The organism is Sphingomonas sp. NIC1, assembly GCF_001638925.1.
Taxonomy (GTDB): Bacteria; Pseudomonadota; Alphaproteobacteria; order Sphingomonadales; family Sphingomonadaceae; genus Sphingomonas; species Sphingomonas aquatilis.
Genome location: NZ_CP015521.1, coordinates 1,918,609 through 1,933,901, shown reverse-complemented (window position 1 = coordinate 1,933,901; position 15,293 = coordinate 1,918,609). Strand labels below are relative to the sequence as shown.

Annotated in this window: 17 protein-coding genes; 8 read left to right on the top strand and 9 right to left on the bottom strand. The window is 67.9% G+C overall.

The window, feature by feature from the left end:
• Nucleotides 1–55: 55 nt before the first annotated feature.
• Together A7E77_RS09270 and A7E77_RS09265 are read right to left on the bottom strand one after the other, a co-directional pair.
• On the bottom strand, nt 56–691 hold the full coding sequence (locus A7E77_RS09270; RefSeq protein WP_063687437.1) for a hypothetical protein: 636 nt from the start codon (nt 689–691) through the stop codon (nt 56–58).
• A complete protein-coding gene (locus tag A7E77_RS09265) occupies nt 691–966 on the bottom strand; it encodes a DUF3572 domain-containing protein (RefSeq protein ID WP_017977472.1) in 276 nt (91 codons plus the stop codon). The genes A7E77_RS09270 and A7E77_RS09265 overlap by 1 nt, the downstream gene beginning before the upstream one ends.
• Nucleotides 967–1,005: 39 nt before the next feature.
• Here A7E77_RS09265 and A7E77_RS09260 point away from each other — a divergent pair, with 39 nt between their 5' ends.
• Complete coding sequence (locus A7E77_RS09260) at nt 1,006–1,368, top strand: response regulator (RefSeq protein ID WP_018250532.1); 363 nt, start codon at nt 1,006–1,008, stop codon at nt 1,366–1,368.
• A gap of 150 nt (nt 1,369–1,518) precedes the next feature.
• Here the strand turns inward: A7E77_RS09260 and A7E77_RS09255 are convergent, their stop codons facing one another.
• The gene (locus A7E77_RS09255; RefSeq protein WP_063687435.1) at nt 1,519–2,262 is read right to left on the bottom strand and encodes a MauE/DoxX family redox-associated membrane protein; all 744 of its coding nucleotides are present in this window, start codon (nt 2,260–2,262) and stop codon (nt 1,519–1,521) included.
• Between the two features lie 327 nt (nt 2,263–2,589).
• Nucleotides 2,590–2,757: a 50S ribosomal protein L33 gene (gene rpmG, locus A7E77_RS09250; RefSeq protein ID WP_017977469.1), complete on the bottom strand. Its 168-nt coding sequence runs from the start codon at nt 2,755–2,757 to the stop codon at nt 2,590–2,592.
• A gap of 174 nt (nt 2,758–2,931) precedes the next feature.
• Here rpmG and A7E77_RS09245 point away from each other — a divergent pair, with 174 nt between their 5' ends.
• The 3 genes from A7E77_RS09245 (at nt 2,932) to A7E77_RS09235 (ending at nt 4,461) form a co-directional block, all read left to right on the top strand.
• A complete protein-coding gene (locus tag A7E77_RS09245; RefSeq protein WP_043060516.1) occupies nt 2,932–3,267 on the top strand; it encodes a hypothetical protein in 336 nt (111 codons plus the stop codon).
• A 24-nt stretch (nt 3,268–3,291) separates the two neighbouring features.
• Nucleotides 3,292–3,858, top strand: coding sequence for a TMEM165/GDT1 family protein (locus A7E77_RS09240; RefSeq protein WP_063687433.1), 567 nt, complete (start codon nt 3,292–3,294; stop codon nt 3,856–3,858).
• Nucleotides 3,859–3,969: 111 nt separating this feature from the next.
• Nucleotides 3,970–4,461: a Dps family protein gene (locus A7E77_RS09235; RefSeq protein ID WP_017977466.1), complete on the top strand. Its 492-nt coding sequence runs from the start codon at nt 3,970–3,972 to the stop codon at nt 4,459–4,461.
• Nucleotides 4,462–4,523: 62 nt separating this feature from the next.
• Here the strand turns inward: A7E77_RS09235 and A7E77_RS09230 are convergent, their stop codons facing one another.
• Nucleotides 4,524–5,357 (bottom strand): metallophosphoesterase, encoded by an 834-nt coding sequence (locus A7E77_RS09230; protein WP_063687431.1) that lies wholly within the window; start codon nt 5,355–5,357, stop codon nt 4,524–4,526.
• Nucleotides 5,358–5,408: 51 nt separating this feature from the next.
• Here A7E77_RS09230 and A7E77_RS09225 point away from each other — a divergent pair, with 51 nt between their 5' ends.
• Complete coding sequence (locus tag A7E77_RS09225; protein WP_063687429.1) at nt 5,409–7,004, top strand: cisplatin damage response ATP-dependent DNA ligase; 1,596 nt, start codon at nt 5,409–5,411, stop codon at nt 7,002–7,004.
• A gap of 140 nt (nt 7,005–7,144) precedes the next feature.
• On the opposite strand, the gene proS is transcribed toward A7E77_RS09225, so the two are convergent.
• Nucleotides 7,145–8,674 (bottom strand): proline--tRNA ligase, encoded by a 1,530-nt coding sequence (gene proS / locus A7E77_RS09220; protein WP_063687427.1) that lies wholly within the window; start codon nt 8,672–8,674, stop codon nt 7,145–7,147.
• 222 nt (nt 8,675–8,896) lie between these two features.
• Between proS and A7E77_RS09215 the strand changes: the two genes are divergently transcribed.
• Genes A7E77_RS09215 through A7E77_RS09205 form a run of 3 tightly spaced genes read left to right on the top strand, consistent with a single transcriptional unit; the run spans nt 8,897 to nt 13,062 of the window.
• Nucleotides 8,897–9,811: a DMT family transporter gene (locus tag A7E77_RS09215; RefSeq protein WP_063687425.1), complete on the top strand. Its 915-nt coding sequence runs from the start codon at nt 8,897–8,899 to the stop codon at nt 9,809–9,811.
• Nucleotides 9,812–9,871: 60 nt separating this feature from the next.
• Nucleotides 9,872–12,043: a primosomal protein N' gene (locus tag A7E77_RS09210; protein WP_063689841.1), complete on the top strand. Its 2,172-nt coding sequence runs from the start codon at nt 9,872–9,874 to the stop codon at nt 12,041–12,043.
• Between the two features lie 29 nt (nt 12,044–12,072).
• A complete protein-coding gene (locus A7E77_RS09205; protein ID WP_063687420.1) occupies nt 12,073–13,062 on the top strand; it encodes a N(4)-(beta-N-acetylglucosaminyl)-L-asparaginase in 990 nt (329 codons plus the stop codon).
• 304 nt (nt 13,063–13,366) lie between these two features.
• Here the strand turns inward: A7E77_RS09205 and A7E77_RS09200 are convergent, their stop codons facing one another.
• The 3 genes from A7E77_RS09200 to atpD are packed head-to-tail and all read right to left on the bottom strand — an operon-like array spanning nt 13,367 to nt 15,283.
• On the bottom strand, nt 13,367–13,618 hold the full coding sequence (locus A7E77_RS09200; RefSeq protein ID WP_017977459.1) for an ATP synthase F1 subunit epsilon: 252 nt from the start codon (nt 13,616–13,618) through the stop codon (nt 13,367–13,369).
• 1 nt (nt 13,619) lies between these two features.
• A complete protein-coding gene (locus tag A7E77_RS09195; RefSeq protein WP_063687418.1) occupies nt 13,620–13,802 on the bottom strand; it encodes a hypothetical protein in 183 nt (60 codons plus the stop codon).
• Entirely contained in the window at nt 13,802–15,283 is a 1,482-nt protein-coding gene (atpD, locus tag A7E77_RS09190; RefSeq protein WP_063687416.1) for a F0F1 ATP synthase subunit beta, read from the bottom strand. The genes A7E77_RS09195 and atpD overlap by 1 nt, the downstream gene beginning before the upstream one ends.
• Nucleotides 15,284–15,293: the final 10 nt, after the last annotated feature.

The following is a 15,293-nucleotide window of genomic DNA, read 5'->3' as shown; positions in this document are numbered from 1 at the left end:
CTTCGATGATGCGTTGCCCGCGCGTCTAGCCGATGGCGCGGCGGGCGGTAAACCGTCAGGCGGCGGGTTGCCCCGCGGCGAAGCGCGCGGCGATCCAGTCCGCCGCCTCGCGCCAGTCGTCGATGCGCGCATGCGCGTGCGGCGCGGGGGCGACGCTGGGCGCGAGGCTGGGTTCGGAGACCATGTGCAGCCGGTGGACCTGCGGCGCGTGGCGCGACACCGATTCGTGATGAACGGCCAGATCGTCGACGAACACCGTCACCGGGTTGCCATGCTCCTCGACCAGCCGCGACACGGGATCGCCCTTGCCGCCCTGGTTGCATTCGACGCGGTGATGGATGCCGAAGGCGGCGAGCTGGTCGATCCGCGCGGTGCGGCAGCTGTCGAGCAGATTGGTGAGGACGACGATGTCCGCCACCTCGCTGAGCCGCGCCAGCGCCTCGGCGGCGTGGGGGACCAGAGTCTGGCGGTGCATTTCGGAGGGGAAGAAGCCGCCGAGCATCGACCACATCTCGGCCTGCGTCGGCGTTTCGCCCGTCGAGCGGCGGCGCATCGAATTGGCGAAATCGGCGCCATCGGGCGTGAAGTCGATATCGTGCGTTTCGCGCACCCATGTGCCAAAATGCTTGACCATATGCAGCAGCACTTCGTCGCAATCGGTGATCAGCAAGGGTCGGGGTGTCTGCGTCATCAGCGAGCCTCCAGCATCTGGTGTGCGGCGACCAGCGCCGACGGGGTGACCCCCAGCGCATCGGCGCAGGCGATGAGATCGGGTTCGTACGCCTCGAGATAGGCCAGCACCGCGGCGAGCACAGCGGGTTCGCCGGCACGGGCGCGCAGATCGTCGGGGTAGAGGCCGGTCGTCGCGATCAGGCGATCGGCACGCGCCTGTTCGCCGAGCGTCCAGGCCAGCGCCTGAAGCCCCAGCAATTCCGCATCGGGGGTGTTTGTATCGCGACCGCGCATTGCCTATCGTCCGCTGACTGGAAAGGATCGGTGACCCACGTGGCGAAACGGGTGCTCGTTGTCGAGGACAACGAACTCAATCTGAAGCTGTTCTGCGACCTGCTGCGGGCGCACGAGTTCGTCGCCGAACCGGTGCGCGACGGACGCGAGGCCGTGGCGCGCGCGCGCGAGGTGATGCCGGACCTGATCATCATGGATATCCAGATGCCGCATGTGACGGGATATGAACTGATCCTGGAACTGATGGCGGACGAGCAGCTGCGCGATATCCCGGTGATGGCGGTCACCGCCTATGCGGGACGCGACGACGAGGAGCGGATCCGGGCGGCCGGCGCGCGATCCTATGTCTCGAAGCCGATCAGTCTCGCGCGATTCATGGATGCGGTGAACGCGCTGGTCTGACCCGAGCGGCGCGACACGAAAAAGGCACCCTGCCGCGGCGATCGGGCCGCGACAGGGTGCCGCGCGCTCTCAGCGCCCTTACCCCCCGAAAAGGGCGCGGGAGCTGCGAGCTATGGATAAAACGACGATTCCTCAACGCGGTTCCCGGCATCATCCCGTCAGCATCATCCATACCGCCATCGCGACCATCATCAGGTTTTCGGTCAGCGACACGAAGCCCAGCGGCACGTTGCTGTCACCGCCGACGCAGGCGCATCTGAGCGCGCGCCGATCGACATACACCGCCTTGTAAACCGACACCGCGCCCACAACGCCGATGACGAGCGCGACGGGCACCGACAGCCATGTCGCGACGCCCGCGATCATCAACACGCCCGCCAGCCCCTCCAGATACGGGTAGAGCGTGGCATAGGGCACCCAGCGTTGCGCGAGCAGGTCATAGCCCAGGAACATCGTCGCGAATCGATCGACGTTCTGGAGCTTGAGGATCGCCAGCACGACCATGCTGAACGCGATGAACCATTCGCCCGCGCGGACCGTGACCGGCGAGCCGAATGCGGCGAGACTGGCGGCCATCGCCATCAGCGCGGTCATCGCGAACACGGCCAGGACCGGGCGATAGCTGATTGCTTTGGGGTCCGGCACCGACAGTCCGACGAATCGCCGCAGGTCGTCGTAGCCGCCGATCCGCACGCCATCGATGAACGTCTGCGGCGTGGTCTTCACGTCATGTTCGGCCTTGAACGCATCGGTTTCGGCACGAGTCGTCAGGTGGCGATCGTCGACCGCATAGCCCTTGCGGCGCAGCAGATCGCGCGCCTTCAGACCATAGGGACAGATGTGGGTCGGCATGACCATGCGGTAGAGGACGGCGCGCTTCGACATGACCGACATGTGGGGACACGACCGTCAGGCCGCCAGCACCCCGCATAAACCAAGGGCGGCCCCCTCAATTCGAGAAGACCGCCCTTAGCCCGTAGTGACGCGATACAGGGCGGCCGGATCGTCCGGCCACCACGGTCCGCTATGCCGACCGAACATGAACGCAATGTGGCCGAACCTAGCCCCCACCATGGCTTCGTCACAAAAACGCATAGATTGCCCGCACGTCGCTTTCCTACGCAGGCACGCACGCGAAGAGCCGCCGATGCGCGGGGCACCGGCGGCTCTTCGCGATTCGATTCGGCAAGCAACGCGGGGCGGCGGCGCCCCGGCAGCGGCTTACTTGATCTTGGCTTCCTTGAACTCGACGTGCTTGCGCACGACGGGATCGTACTTGCTGAAGCTCAGCTTCTCGGTCTTGGTGCGCGGGTTCTTCTTCGTGACGTAGAAGAAGCCGGTGTCGGCGGTGCTGACGAGCTTGATCTTGACGGTAGTCGGCTTGGCCATGAGCCCTAATCCTGAAAACAAGGAGAGCGGCAGCACCAACGCCGCCGCTCGATCAGTCGCGGCGCATGGGCCAGACGGCGAGGAAAGTCAACCGCGGATGCCCCCACCCCATCGTTAACCACCACGTTACCGGTGCGGGCGCATGAATGCCACATGACATGACGGGAGCAGGACATGGGGCATCAGGGGCATATCAACGACATGGCGCTGGACGCAGTGCGCGCCGATCTGGCGGCGCGAATCGCCGCGATCGACGTGAAGGCGCCTTATACCTGCGCACGCGACCTGAAGCCCGATATCAACCAGATCCGCCTGATCGCGCATCGTCATGGCCTGAACCCCGCGGTGACGGTCGCGCATTTCGTCGATTCGGCACTGTCGCGTGGCGAACATGGCGCTCTGGTGCATGGCTGGCTGTCGATGCTGGGTGACGCGGTCGCCTGCGACCGGCAGGATGTACGGGCGTGCGACACGTTTGCGGCGGCCTGTTCGGTGCGCCTCGCAAGCTGAACACCGACGACGGGACGGGACGGCATGGATGCACTGATGGCGGCGCTGGTCGCCGCCGCGCTGGCACAGGTGGGCGACCGCCCCGCCTGGCTCGCCGCGATCCTGGCCGATCGCTACCGCGCACCGGGCCTCGTCATCGCAATGGCGGCCATCGCGCTTGCCGCGTCCGCGGGATTGGCGGGCGCGGCGGGGGGCCTGATCGCCCCGCAGCTGACGCCCGAGGCGAAGCAGCTGTTCCTGGCGCTGGCGCTGGTGCTGCAGGGCGCCGGCGCGCTGTTCCCGGCCAAGGCCCCCGACCGGCTCGAACGCTGGCGGCTTGGCGCTGCGGCGACCAGCATGCTCGGGCTGTTCATCCTCGCCTTCGGCGACGGCGTGCAGTTCATTGTCCTGACCCTGAGCGCACGGGCGGAGCTGGTGTGGCTCGCGCCGCTGGGTGCGACGCTGGGATCGCTTGCCGTGATTGCGCCGGCGGCGCTGCTTGGCGAAGCGGGATGGCGTGCGCTGCCGCTGCGGTCGCTGCGGATCGGAATCGGCATCCTGTTCCTGATCGTCGGGCTCTGGCTTGGCGTGGGGGCCCTGCGTCTGATCTAGCCGCCCGATCAATCTGACCATGATTCCTGATGCAAAATCCCGGTCCGACCGGGAGCGTTTGCGCTATCGGATCGTTTCCGCAACGAACCCATTTCTGTCAGGAGCTTCCCCATGGCCGACGTCAATCCGGCGCTCAACACGCCCACCGATCTGTCGAACACGCGCTCGGTCGCCGACGCCCTCAATGCCTCGCTCGCCGATTGCTATGCGCTGTATCTGAAGACCAAGAACTTCCACTGGCACGTCAGCGGCCCGCATTTCCGCGACTATCACCTGCTGCTCGACGATCAGGCCGCGCAAATCCTGGGCGTGACCGACGCGATCGCCGAACGCGTGCGCAAGACCGGCAACGTAACGCTGCGCTCGATCGGCGACATCAGTCGCCGCCAGACGATCGCCGACAATGACAAGGATTTCGTCGAAGCCGGCGCAATGCTGGCCGAGCTGCGCGAGGACAATCTGAAGCTGGTCGAAAGCTTCCGCGCGGTGAAGGACGCCGCCGAAGCGGCCAAGGACAATGCGACCAGCGGCATCGTCGACGATTGGACCGACCAGGCCGAAGAGCGCGCCTGGTTCCTGTTCGAAGCCAGCCGCAAGGGCTGACCCGGTTTGTCCGTCACCCCGGACCCGATCCGGGGTGACGGTTCGACGGCTGCGGCCGGCCGTCAGCGGGAGGGGATAGGGCCGACGCGCACCAGCCACAGGTCGGGCGGCGCACCGAAGCGGATCGGCAGGTTGCTGGTGCCCAGCCCCGCCGTCACCACCGTCAGCCGATGCGGATCGCGCACGATGCCGCAGCGATAGCGCGGATTGGTCACCTCGACCGGCGCGCCGATCAGCGGCAGTACCACCTGCCCACAATGCGTGTGGCCGGCGAGCAGCAATGTCGTGCGCCGCGACAGCTTCACCGCGACATCGGGCGAATGCGCGACCATCACGCCGGCGCCCGCCAGCGTCGCCAGCGCCGCCTGGGTCGAGGCGATACGATCGTGATGCGTCGCCGGATCGTCGAGGCCGCCAAGCGCAAGCGGCCCAAGCCCCTCACCCTGATTGATCAGCACGACCACGCCGATCCGCCGCAACATCGCTGCGATCGGTGCAGGATCGGTCCAGTGATCGTGATTGCCGAGCACCGCGACGACCCCCAGCGGGGCCTTCAACTGCGACAGCGGGCGTGCCAGCAACGGGATCGCCCGCTCCGCCTCGCCGGCGCCGCGCCCCTCGATGAAATCGCCGGCCAGCACGACCAGATCGGGGTGGAGCGCATTCACCTGCCCGACGATGCGGGCGAGCCGCCCCTCGTCCATCGCCATGCTTTCCATGTGGATATCGCTCATCAGCGCGATGGTGATCGGCGGTTTGCCGGCCGGCCAGTCGGGCAGCGCCATCGTCACGCGGCGAACGACCGGGTCGGCGCGGGCGTTGCGATAGCCGATGAGGAAGACGGCGCCGGCGATAAAGGCGACGATCAGCGCGGCAGTGAGAAGCGGACGTTTCACGATGCGGGTCCTAGCGGGAGCGCTTCGGCGGCGCCATGCGTTCGTGTGTCTATGCAAGCCTTTGCCGCGCTTCTCGATTCGCTGATCTACACGCGGGGGCGGAACGCGAAGCTCAAGCTGATCGTCGATTATCTGCACGCGACGCCCGATCCCGATCGCGGCTGGGCGATGGCGGCACTGACCGGCGATCTCGATCTGCCCGGCGTGAAGCCGGCGCAGATCCGGGCGCTGATCGAGGCGCGGGTCGACCCCGTGCTGTTCCGGATGAGCCGCGACTATGTCGGCGATACGGCCGAGACGGTGGCGCTGCTATGGCCAGCGCCAGTGGTGCCGCCGCCCGATACCGGTCCGCTGTCGATCACCGCTGCGGTCGACGCGCTGCGCCATCTATCGCGCTCCGATGCGCCCGCTGTGCTCGCCGGCATGCTCGACCGGCTGGATGCGGAAGAGCGGTTCGCGCTGCTCAAGATGGCGACCGGGGGCCTGCGTATCGGCGTGTCGGCGCGGCTCGCCAAGACCGCGCTGGCGCAGGCGTTCGGGCTGGACGTCGATGCGGTGGAGGAGGTGTGGCACGGCCTGTCGCCGCCCTATGCCAGCCTGTTCGCCTGGGCGGAGGGAAAGGGCGCGCAACCGACCCCGGCGGACGTGCCGGTCTTCCGCCCCTTCATGCTCGCGCACGGGCTGGAGGACGCGCAGGTCGACCTCGCCGATTATGCCGCCGAGTGGAAATGGGACGGCATCCGCGTCCAGATCGTCCATGTCGCGGGCCAGACGCGCCTGTACAGCCGCACCGGCGACGACGTGACGGGCAGCTTTCCCGACGTCGCCGCGGCCTTCACCACCCCCGGCACGGTCGATGGCGAGCTGCTGGTAAAGGGCGAATTCCAGGGCGGTGCGCTGGACGACGGTGGTGGGGCGGCGAGCTTCAACGCGCTGCAACAGCGGCTGGGACGCAAGCAGGTGTCGGCGAAGATGCTGGCCGACTATCCCGCGTTCGTCCGCCTCTACGACATCCTGTTCGACGGGCCCGAGGATCTGCGGGCGCTACCTTGGACGGAGCGGCGCGACCGGCTGGAGGCGTTCGTGCCGCGGCTCGATCCCGATCGCTTCGACCTCAGCCAGGTGATCGCGGCCGACAGCTTCACCGATTTGGAGGCGATCCGCGCCGGTGCGCGCGATGCGGCGATCGAGGGCGTGATGCTGAAACGCCGCGACAGCCCCTATGTCGGCGGGCGGCGCGCCGGCCTGTGGTACAAATGGAAGCGCGATCCGCTGACCGCCGATTGCGTGATGATGTACGCGCAGCGCGGCAACGGGCGCCGATCGTCCTATTACAGCGACTATACCTTCGGCTGCTGGACCGAAGAGGGTGAGCTGCTGCCGGTCGGCAAGGCCTATTCGGGGATCACCGACGAGGAATTGCGCATGCTGGACAGCTTCGTCCGCCGCCATACGGTGAAGCGCTTCGGCCCGGTACGCGAAGTGGAGAAAACGCTGGTGCTGGAGATCGCGTTCGATTCGATCCACACCTCCACGCGGCATAAGTCCGGCGTCGCGATGCGCTTCCCTCGCATCGCACGCATCCGCACCGACAAGCCCGCGGCAGAGGCGGATCAGGTCGAAACGCTGCGGCGGCTGGTGACGTAAGGCGGAAGCGACGTACTGGCTCCCCCCCCTCCGCGACGTCATCCCACCGAACGCAGTAGTCTCCCTGCTGTCGCGCCCAGCAAGAACCGCTCGAGGCCCCAGCCTTCGCTGGGGCGACGTTTCCGGGGCGCGCCTGTCGATCAATACGCCCGGGCGAGCAGCACGCGTTCGACGGCTGGCGCGCCGGTGAAGACGCAGGCGCCGTCCGCAGGGGCCTGATCGCCCGGCGCGTTGCGGATCGTCAGCTTCAGCGCCTTCAGCCGCTCGACCACCTGATCGAGCGCGGCGCCGGTCGGGCGCGACCATTGCACCTCGACCCAGCCGGGGTTCTTCTGCCCTTCGGCGAAATGCGCCTCGACCGCGGCGAAGTCTGCCACCGGCACGATCGCCGCCTGCATCCGCGCGGTCGCCTGTTCGTGCAGCGCCTGCTGGATCGCGGCGAGCAAGGCGGGCGCATCCGCCTCGAAATCGCCGCGCGGCATCACGACGCTGTCGAGCTTGCCGTCCTCGCGATACAGCCGGTCGCGGCGGATGACCGAGACGTTGCCGCCCGCCATGTCGCGGCCGCCGATCTCGATGACGATCGGCGCGCCCTTCTTCACCCAGCCCCAGCGCTTGGTTGCGGCCTTGGCGGGCTTGAGGTCGAGTAGCGCGCGCACCGGCTCGCCCAGCGCGGTCAGGCCGGCGAGGTTCGACTGGATGTCCTTGGCGTAGGCGATCAGCGCCTCGTCCTCGGGCTGGTCGCGCAGCATTGGCACGATCACGATCTGCCACGGCGCGATGCGCGGCGGCACGCGCAGGCCGTCGTCGTCGCCATGGACCATGATGACGCCGCCGATCATGCGGGTGCTGACGCCCCAGCTGGTCGTGTTCGCCAGCTCCAGCTCGCCGCTGGCATTCTGGAAGCGGATGTTCTGGGCGTGCGCGAAATTGGTGCCGAGGAAGTGGCTGGTGCCCGCCTGCAGCGCCTTGCCGTCCTGCATCATCGCTTCGATGCTGTAGGTCGCGACCGCGCCGGGGAAGCGCTCGTTCTCGGGCTTCTCACCCGCGACGACCGGCAGCGCGAGGCAGGTTTCGGCGAAATCGCGATAGACCTCGAGCATCTTGCGCGTTTCTTCGCGCGCTTCGTCGGCGGTGGCGTGGGCGGTATGGCCCTCCTGCCACAGGAATTCGCTGGTGCGCAGGAACATGCGCGTCCGCATCTCCCAGCGAACCACATTGGCCCATTGGTTGATGAGCACGGGCAGGTCGCGCCACGACTGCACCCAGCGGGCAAAGGCGGTGCCGATCACCGTTTCCGACGTCGGGCGCACGACCAGCGGCTCTTCCAGCTTGGCGGCCGGATCGGGCTTCAGGCCGCCGTGGCCGTCGGGGATCAGGCGATGGTGCGTGACGACCGCCATCTCCTTGGCGAAGCCCTCGACGTGCTCGGCCTCCTTTTCGAAATAGGACAGCGGGATGAAGAGCGGGAAGTAGCAATTCTCATGCCCCGTCGCCTTGATCCGATCGTCGAGCAGGCGCTGGATCCGCTCCCAGATGCCATAGCCCCACGGCCGGATGACCATGCAGCCGCGCACGCCCGATTCCTCGGCGAGGTCGGCCTCGGTGATGACGGATTGATACCAGGCGGCGAAATCGGCGTCGCGGGTGACGGGGAGAGCGTGCTTCATGGAGGGGCGAGTTATCCATTATCTGGATATTAGGCCAGCCCGCACGTCGTCCCGACACTCTCCCCCGTCATTCCCGCGCAGGCGGGAATCCATAACCTCTGAGCTCACGGCAGGAGCGGAAAGGGCAGCGCGTCTGGATTCCCGCCTGCGCGGGAATGACGAATAGGGTGAGCCGCCGGAATAGCGATGCACCCGCAGACACTTCCCGCTACAGCCCGCGGCATGAACGACCGCATCCTGCCCGCGATCGGCCTGCGCCTGCTGTCGGTCGTGTTCTTTGCCGCGATGAACGCGAGCATCAAGCTCGCCGAACATGCCGGTGCGAGCGTGGTCGAGATCCTGTTCTTCCGCCAGTTCGGGGCGGCGCTGCTGGTGTCGGCCGTCATCGCCAGTGGTCCCGGCATGACCAGCGTCGCGACGCAGCGGCTGCCGGCGCATGTTGCCCGCGCGGTGGTGGGGCTGAGCGCGATGGCGCTGACCTTCCACGGTATCGTGCTGCTGCCGCTTGCAGAAGCGACGACGATCGGCTTTACCGTGCCGCTGATCACGACGATCCTCGGCGCACTCGTGCTGCGCGAGCCGACCGGGGTGTGGCGCTGGGGCGCGGTGGTGGCGGGGTTCGCCGGCGTGCTGATCGTCGCGGCGCCGGGCCTTGCCGCCAACGACGGGCATCTGCCGCTGGGCGGCGCGGCCTTTGCGCTAGGCGGGGCGTTCGGGACGGCGTGCGTCACGATCCTGCTGCGCCAGATCGGGCGGACCGAGGCGGCGCTGACCACCGTCTTCTGGTTTTCGACGCTGTCGCTGGTGCCGCTGACGCTATTCTACGTGCCGGTCGCGCAGAGCCATAACGCGTTCGGCTGGGCGTGCCTGGCCGCGGTCGGCGTGCTGGGCGGGTGCGCGCAGATCGCGATGACCAATTCTCTGAAGCTCGGCCCCGTGTCGGTGGTGGTGCCGATGGACTATTCCAGCCTGTTGTGGGCGACCGCGCTCGGGTGGCTGATCTTCGACACCTTGCCGGCCAGCGCGACCTGGATCGGCGCGCCGGTGATCATCGCGAGCGGCCTGATCATCGTGTGGCGCGAGCGGGTGCGCCAGCGGCAGGAAACGATCGCGGCAAGCGCCGACGACGTCGCCTAGCCGTCCGGACGTCGCAATCCGGCGCTTCCCGTCGAGTCGATCAGCCCCCATATGGACGCCATGTCGTCGCGCGCCCGCGTTCTCGTCCTTAATTCCGCGCTCGGCCCGCTCGACTATCGCGTGCCGGCGGGCTCGCATGTCGAGCCGGGGTCGGTGGTCATCGCGCCGCTGGGGCCGCGTCAGTTGCTCGGCGTGGTGTGGGAACCCGAGCGCATGCCGTCGGATGCGGAGGTCGGCGACAACCGCCTGCGGCCGCTGCTCGGCGTGGTCGATGTGCCGCCGCTCGCCGCGCCGTTGCGCCGGCTGATCGAGTGGACCGCCGACTATTACCTCGCGCCGCCGGCCGCGGTGGTGCGGATGGCGCTCGCCTCCACCTCGGCGCTGGAGGGGGCGCGGACCGTCACCGAGTATCGCGCCACCGGCACCGTGCCGCCGCGCCTCACCCCACAGCGCGAACAGGCGCTGGAGCGGATCGGCGACCGGCAGGGACTGATCCGCGAGCTCGCAACCCTCGCTGACGTGTCCGACGCGGTGGTCCGTGGGCTGGTGAAGGCCGGCGCTCTGGAAGCGGTGAGCGTCGATATCGACAGCCCCTATCCGCACCCCGACCCCGCCTTTGGGCCGCCGACGCTCGCCGAGGCGCAGCAGGCCGCGGCGGACGAACTGGTCGCCGGGGTTGCGGCGCATGACTTCCGCCCCACCCTGCTCGACGGCGTCACCGGATCGGGCAAGACCGAGGTGTATTTCGAGGCGGTGGCCGAGGCGATCCGGCAGGGGCGGCAGACCCTCGTGCTGCTGCCCGAGATCGCGCTGACCGAACCGTTCCTGAAGCGCTTCCACGACCGCTTCGGCTGCGAGCCGGTGGCGTGGCATTCGGGCCTGCGCTCCACCCAGCGGCGGCGGGCGTGGCGCGCGATTGCGAGCGGCGAGGCGCTGGTGACGGTCGGCGCGCGGTCCGCTCTGTTCCTGCCCTATCGCAACCTCGGCCTGATCGTCGTCGACGAGGCGCATGAGACGAGCTTCAAGCAGGAAGAGGGCGTCCATTACCATGCCCGCGACGTCGCGGTGATGCGCGGCAAGTTCGAGCAATGCCCGGTGATCCTGGCCAGCGCGACCCCGGCGATCGAGACGCGCCAGCAGGTGGCGCTGGGCCGCTATGCCGAACTGAAGCTGCCCGGCCGCTACGGCCCCGCCGAAATGCCGACGATCGAGGCGATCGATCTGATCCAGCACCCACCCGAACGCGGGACGTGGATCGCGCCGAAGCTGGTGACGGCGCTGCGCGACACGTTCGAGAAGGGCGAGCAGTCGCTGCTGTTCCTCAACCGGCGGGGCTATGCGCCGCTGACGCTGTGCCGCAATTGCGGGCACCGCTTTCAATGCCCCAATTGCACCGCCTGGATGGTCGAGCATCGCCTCACCCGCCGGCTCGCCTGCCACCATTGCGGCCATGTGATGCCGACGCCCCGCGCCTGCCCCGAGTGCAAGGCGGAGGACAGTCTGGTCGCCTGCGGTCCCGGCGTCGAGCGGATCGCGGACGAGGTGGCGACTTTGTTCCCCGAGGCGAAGACCGCGGTCGTCACCTCAGATACGATCTGGTCGCCGGCCAAGGCCGCGGAGTTCGTCGGCCGGATGGAAGCGGGCGACATCGACATCGTCGTCGGCACGCAGCTCGTCACCAAGGGCTATCACTTTCCCAATCTGACATTGGTCGGCGTGATCGATGCCGATCTGGGGCTGGAGGGCGGCGACCTGCGGGCGGCGGAGCGGACGTTCCAGCAGATCCGGCAGGTGTCGGGGCGTGCGGGGCGTGGAGCCAAGCCGGGGCATGTGTTCATCCAGACGCACAGTCCGTCGGCGCAGGTGATGCAGGCGCTGATCACCGGCGATGCCGAGGCATTCTACGAGGCGGAGACCGAGGCGCGTCGCGATGCGGGCGCTCCGCCCTTTGGCCGCTATGCCGCGATCGTCGTGTCGTCGGAGGAGCAGGCGTGTGCGCATGAGGTGGCGCGGGCGGTGGCGCAGAGCGCGCCGCGGGTGGATGGCATGGCGGTCTATGGCCCCGCCCCTGCCCCGCTCGCCATGCTGCGCGGGCGGCACCGCTATCGGTTGCTGGTGCATGCCCGGCGCGCGCTCGACGTACAGGACGTGATCCGCGACTGGCTGGGCGGGCTCGACTGGCCGGCGAAAGCGCGCGTGACGGTGGACGTCGATCCGTATAACTTCCTGTAAGGACCAATACCGGTCCAAAGGATGACGGCATGACGACGCGGCGCGGGTTTCTGGGTGGCATGGCGGCGGCAAGCGGTGCGGCGGCGCTGCCCGCGATGGCGGCGAGCCCGGATCACGCGCTGATCGTGTCCACCTGGGATTTCGGTGCGGCGGCGAACGATGCGGCGTTTGCGCGGATGAAGGCGGGGGGCACGTTGCTCGACGCGGTCGAGGCAGGGGCGATGGTGCCGGAGGCGGACCCGGAGAATCATTCGGTCGGCTATGGCGGCTATCCCGATCGCGACGGGCATGTGACGCTGGATGCGGTGATCATGGACGATGCCGGCGGCGTCGGCGCGGTCGCGGCGCTGGAGAATACGGTGCATGCCATCTCCGTCGCGCGGCGGGTGATGGAGAAGACGCCACACACGTTCATCGTCGGCGAGGGCGCGACGCGGTTCGCGCGCGACCAGGGCTTTCCCAAGGTCGATCTGCTGACGCCGCCGGCTGAGAAGGCGTGGCGCGAGTGGCTGAAGACCTCGCAGTACACGCCGGTCGCCAATATCGAGAACCGCCGCGCGCCTTTGGGCGGTGCGCTGGACCACGACACGATCGGGTTGTTGGCGCGCGACGCCTCGGGGCGGATGGCGGGGGCCTGCACCACGTCGGGCATGGCGTTTAAGATGCGCGGGCGGGTGGGCGATTCGCCGCAGGTCGGCAGCGGATTATACGTCGAGGCGGGCGTCGGCGGGGCGACCTCCACCGGGCTTGGCGAGGAGGTGACGCGGATCGCCGGCACCGCCCGCGTCGTCGCGTCGATGCGCGCCGGGCTGTCGCCTCAGGCGGCGTGCGAGGAAGTGGTGAAGCATATCGCCAAGCTGCGCGGGGATGCGATCAAGGGCGTGCAGGTCGGCTTTCTGGCGCTGTCGCCGCAGGGTGAGGTGGGGGCGTTCTGTCTGTTGCCGGGCTTTACCTATGCGGTGACCGATGCGGCGGGGCGGACCGTGGTGCGCAAGGGGCGGTCGCTGTTCGCTGCGTGAGCGACGATGGACACCCGAACGGAAACGATGCGGGTGTATCGTTTCCGGTCTGATCGAAACGCTCCGTCACCCCGGACTTGATCCGGGGTCCCGCTTTTTGCCCGCCGAAGAAGAAGAAGCGGGACCCCGGCTCAGGGCCGGGGTGACGGGAATGGGGTGAGCGGTGGTGAGAAAGAGCCGGGGTTTGCCGGCTGCTGTATCGGAGTGACGGGCTGTAGGACAGCCGGTGCCGATTATGGGCCCTTGCGCAGGGACTTAGCGGGAGGGCGATCCAACAGTCTGGATCGCCGCTGGCCCCGGTCGATTACGCCGCGTGTTCGGCGAGGACGGTGAGGCCCTGGGCGTTCACTTCCGCAAAGCCGCCCTGGATCGCGATGGTTTCGGGCTGGCCGCCTTCGGTGCGGTACACCGAGAGCGCGCCGTCGCGGACGGTGGACATCAAGGGCGCATGGCCCTCCAGCACGCCGAAGTCGCCTTCGGTGCCGGGCACGACGACCATGTACACGTCCTCGGAGCGGACGAGCTTTTCGGGCGTGACGAGTTCGAAGTGGAGCATGTCAGAGTCTCGTTTCAATCACGCGATCGAACGCGGTGATGGCCGCGTCGAATTTGTCCCGGCAGCCGGGATTGCAGAAACCGACCACCGCGCCGCGATAGACCGTCAAGGCATCGTCGCTGATCGGCTTACCCGACCAGGGACAGATGGCGTTGACGGCGTCCTCGCGGCGCAGCGCGGGCATTACGCCTCGGCGGCCATCTTTTCGGCCTTGGCGACGACTTCGTCGATGCCGCCGACCATGTAGAAGGCTGCTTCCGGCAGGTGATCATATTCGCCGTCGACGACCGCCTTGAACGAGCGGATCGTGTCTTCGATCTGCACGAACTTGCCGCTGATGCCGGTGAAGACTTCGGCGACGTGGAACGGCTGGCTGAGGAAGCGCTGGATCTTGCGCGCGCGCGTGACGGTCAGTTTATCCTCTTCGGACAATTCGTCCATGCCGAGGATGGCGATGATGTCCTGCAGCGACTTGTAGCGCTGGAGCAGCGACTGGACGGCGCGCGCCGTGTCGTAATGCTCCTGGCCGACGATGCGCGGTTCGAGCACGCGGCTGGTCGAATCGAGCGGATCGACCGCCGGATAGATGCCGAGTTCCGAGATCGCGCGGTTGAGCACGGTCGTCGCGTCCAAGTGGGCGAACGAGGTCGCTGGCGCCGGGTCGGTCAAGTCGTCCGCGGGGACGTAGACGGCCTGCACCGAGGTGATCGAGCCCTTGTTGGTCGAGGTGATGCGCTCCTGCAGCGCGCCCATGTCGGTCGACAGCGTCGGCTGATAGCCCACCGCCGACGGAATGCGGCCGAGCAGTGCCGACACCTCTGCGCCCGCCTGCGTGAAGCGGAAGATGTTGTCGACGAAGAACAGCACGTCCTGGCCTTCCTGGTCGCGGAAATATTCCGCGATGGTCAGGCCCGACAGCGCGACGCGGGCGCGGGCGCCCGGCGGCTCGTTCATCTGGCCGAACACCAGCGCGACCTTCGACCCTTCGCTGATCGGATTGCCGTCGGCATCCTTGGCGATGACGCCCGCGTCGAGGAATTCGTGATAGAGGTCGTTGCCCTCACGCGTGCGCTCGCCGACGCCCGCGAACACCGAGGTGCCGCCATGGCCCTTGGCGATGTTGTTGATCAGTTCCTGGATCAGCACGGTCTTGCCGACGCCGGCACCGCCGAACAGGCCGATCTTGCCGCCCTTCGCGTAGGGCGCGAGCAGGTCGATGACCTTGATGCCGGTGACGAGGATCGCGCTGTCGGTCGACTGGTCGACGAATTCCGGCGCCTTCGCGTGGATCGGCGCGCGCAGGTCGGTGGCGACCGGGCCACGCTCGTCGATCGGCTCGCCGACGACGTTCATGATGCGGCCGAGCGTCGCCGGGCCGACGGGAACGCTGATCTGCGAACCGGTGTCGCGAACGGTCTGGCCGCGGGTCAGGCCCTCGGTCGCGTCCATCGCGATCGTGCGGACGGTGTTCTCGCCCAGATGCTGCGCGACCTCGAGCACCAGCTTGGTGCCGTTGTTGTCCGTTTCCAGCGCCGACAGGATCGCCGGCAGCGTTTCGGGGAAGTGGACGTCGACGACGGCGCCGATGACCTGCGCGATCGTGCCGGTGGTGTTGCTGCTGCCCGTCGACTGGGTCGGGCGGATGTCGTCTGCGGCGGTTGCCATGGCGGTTCTT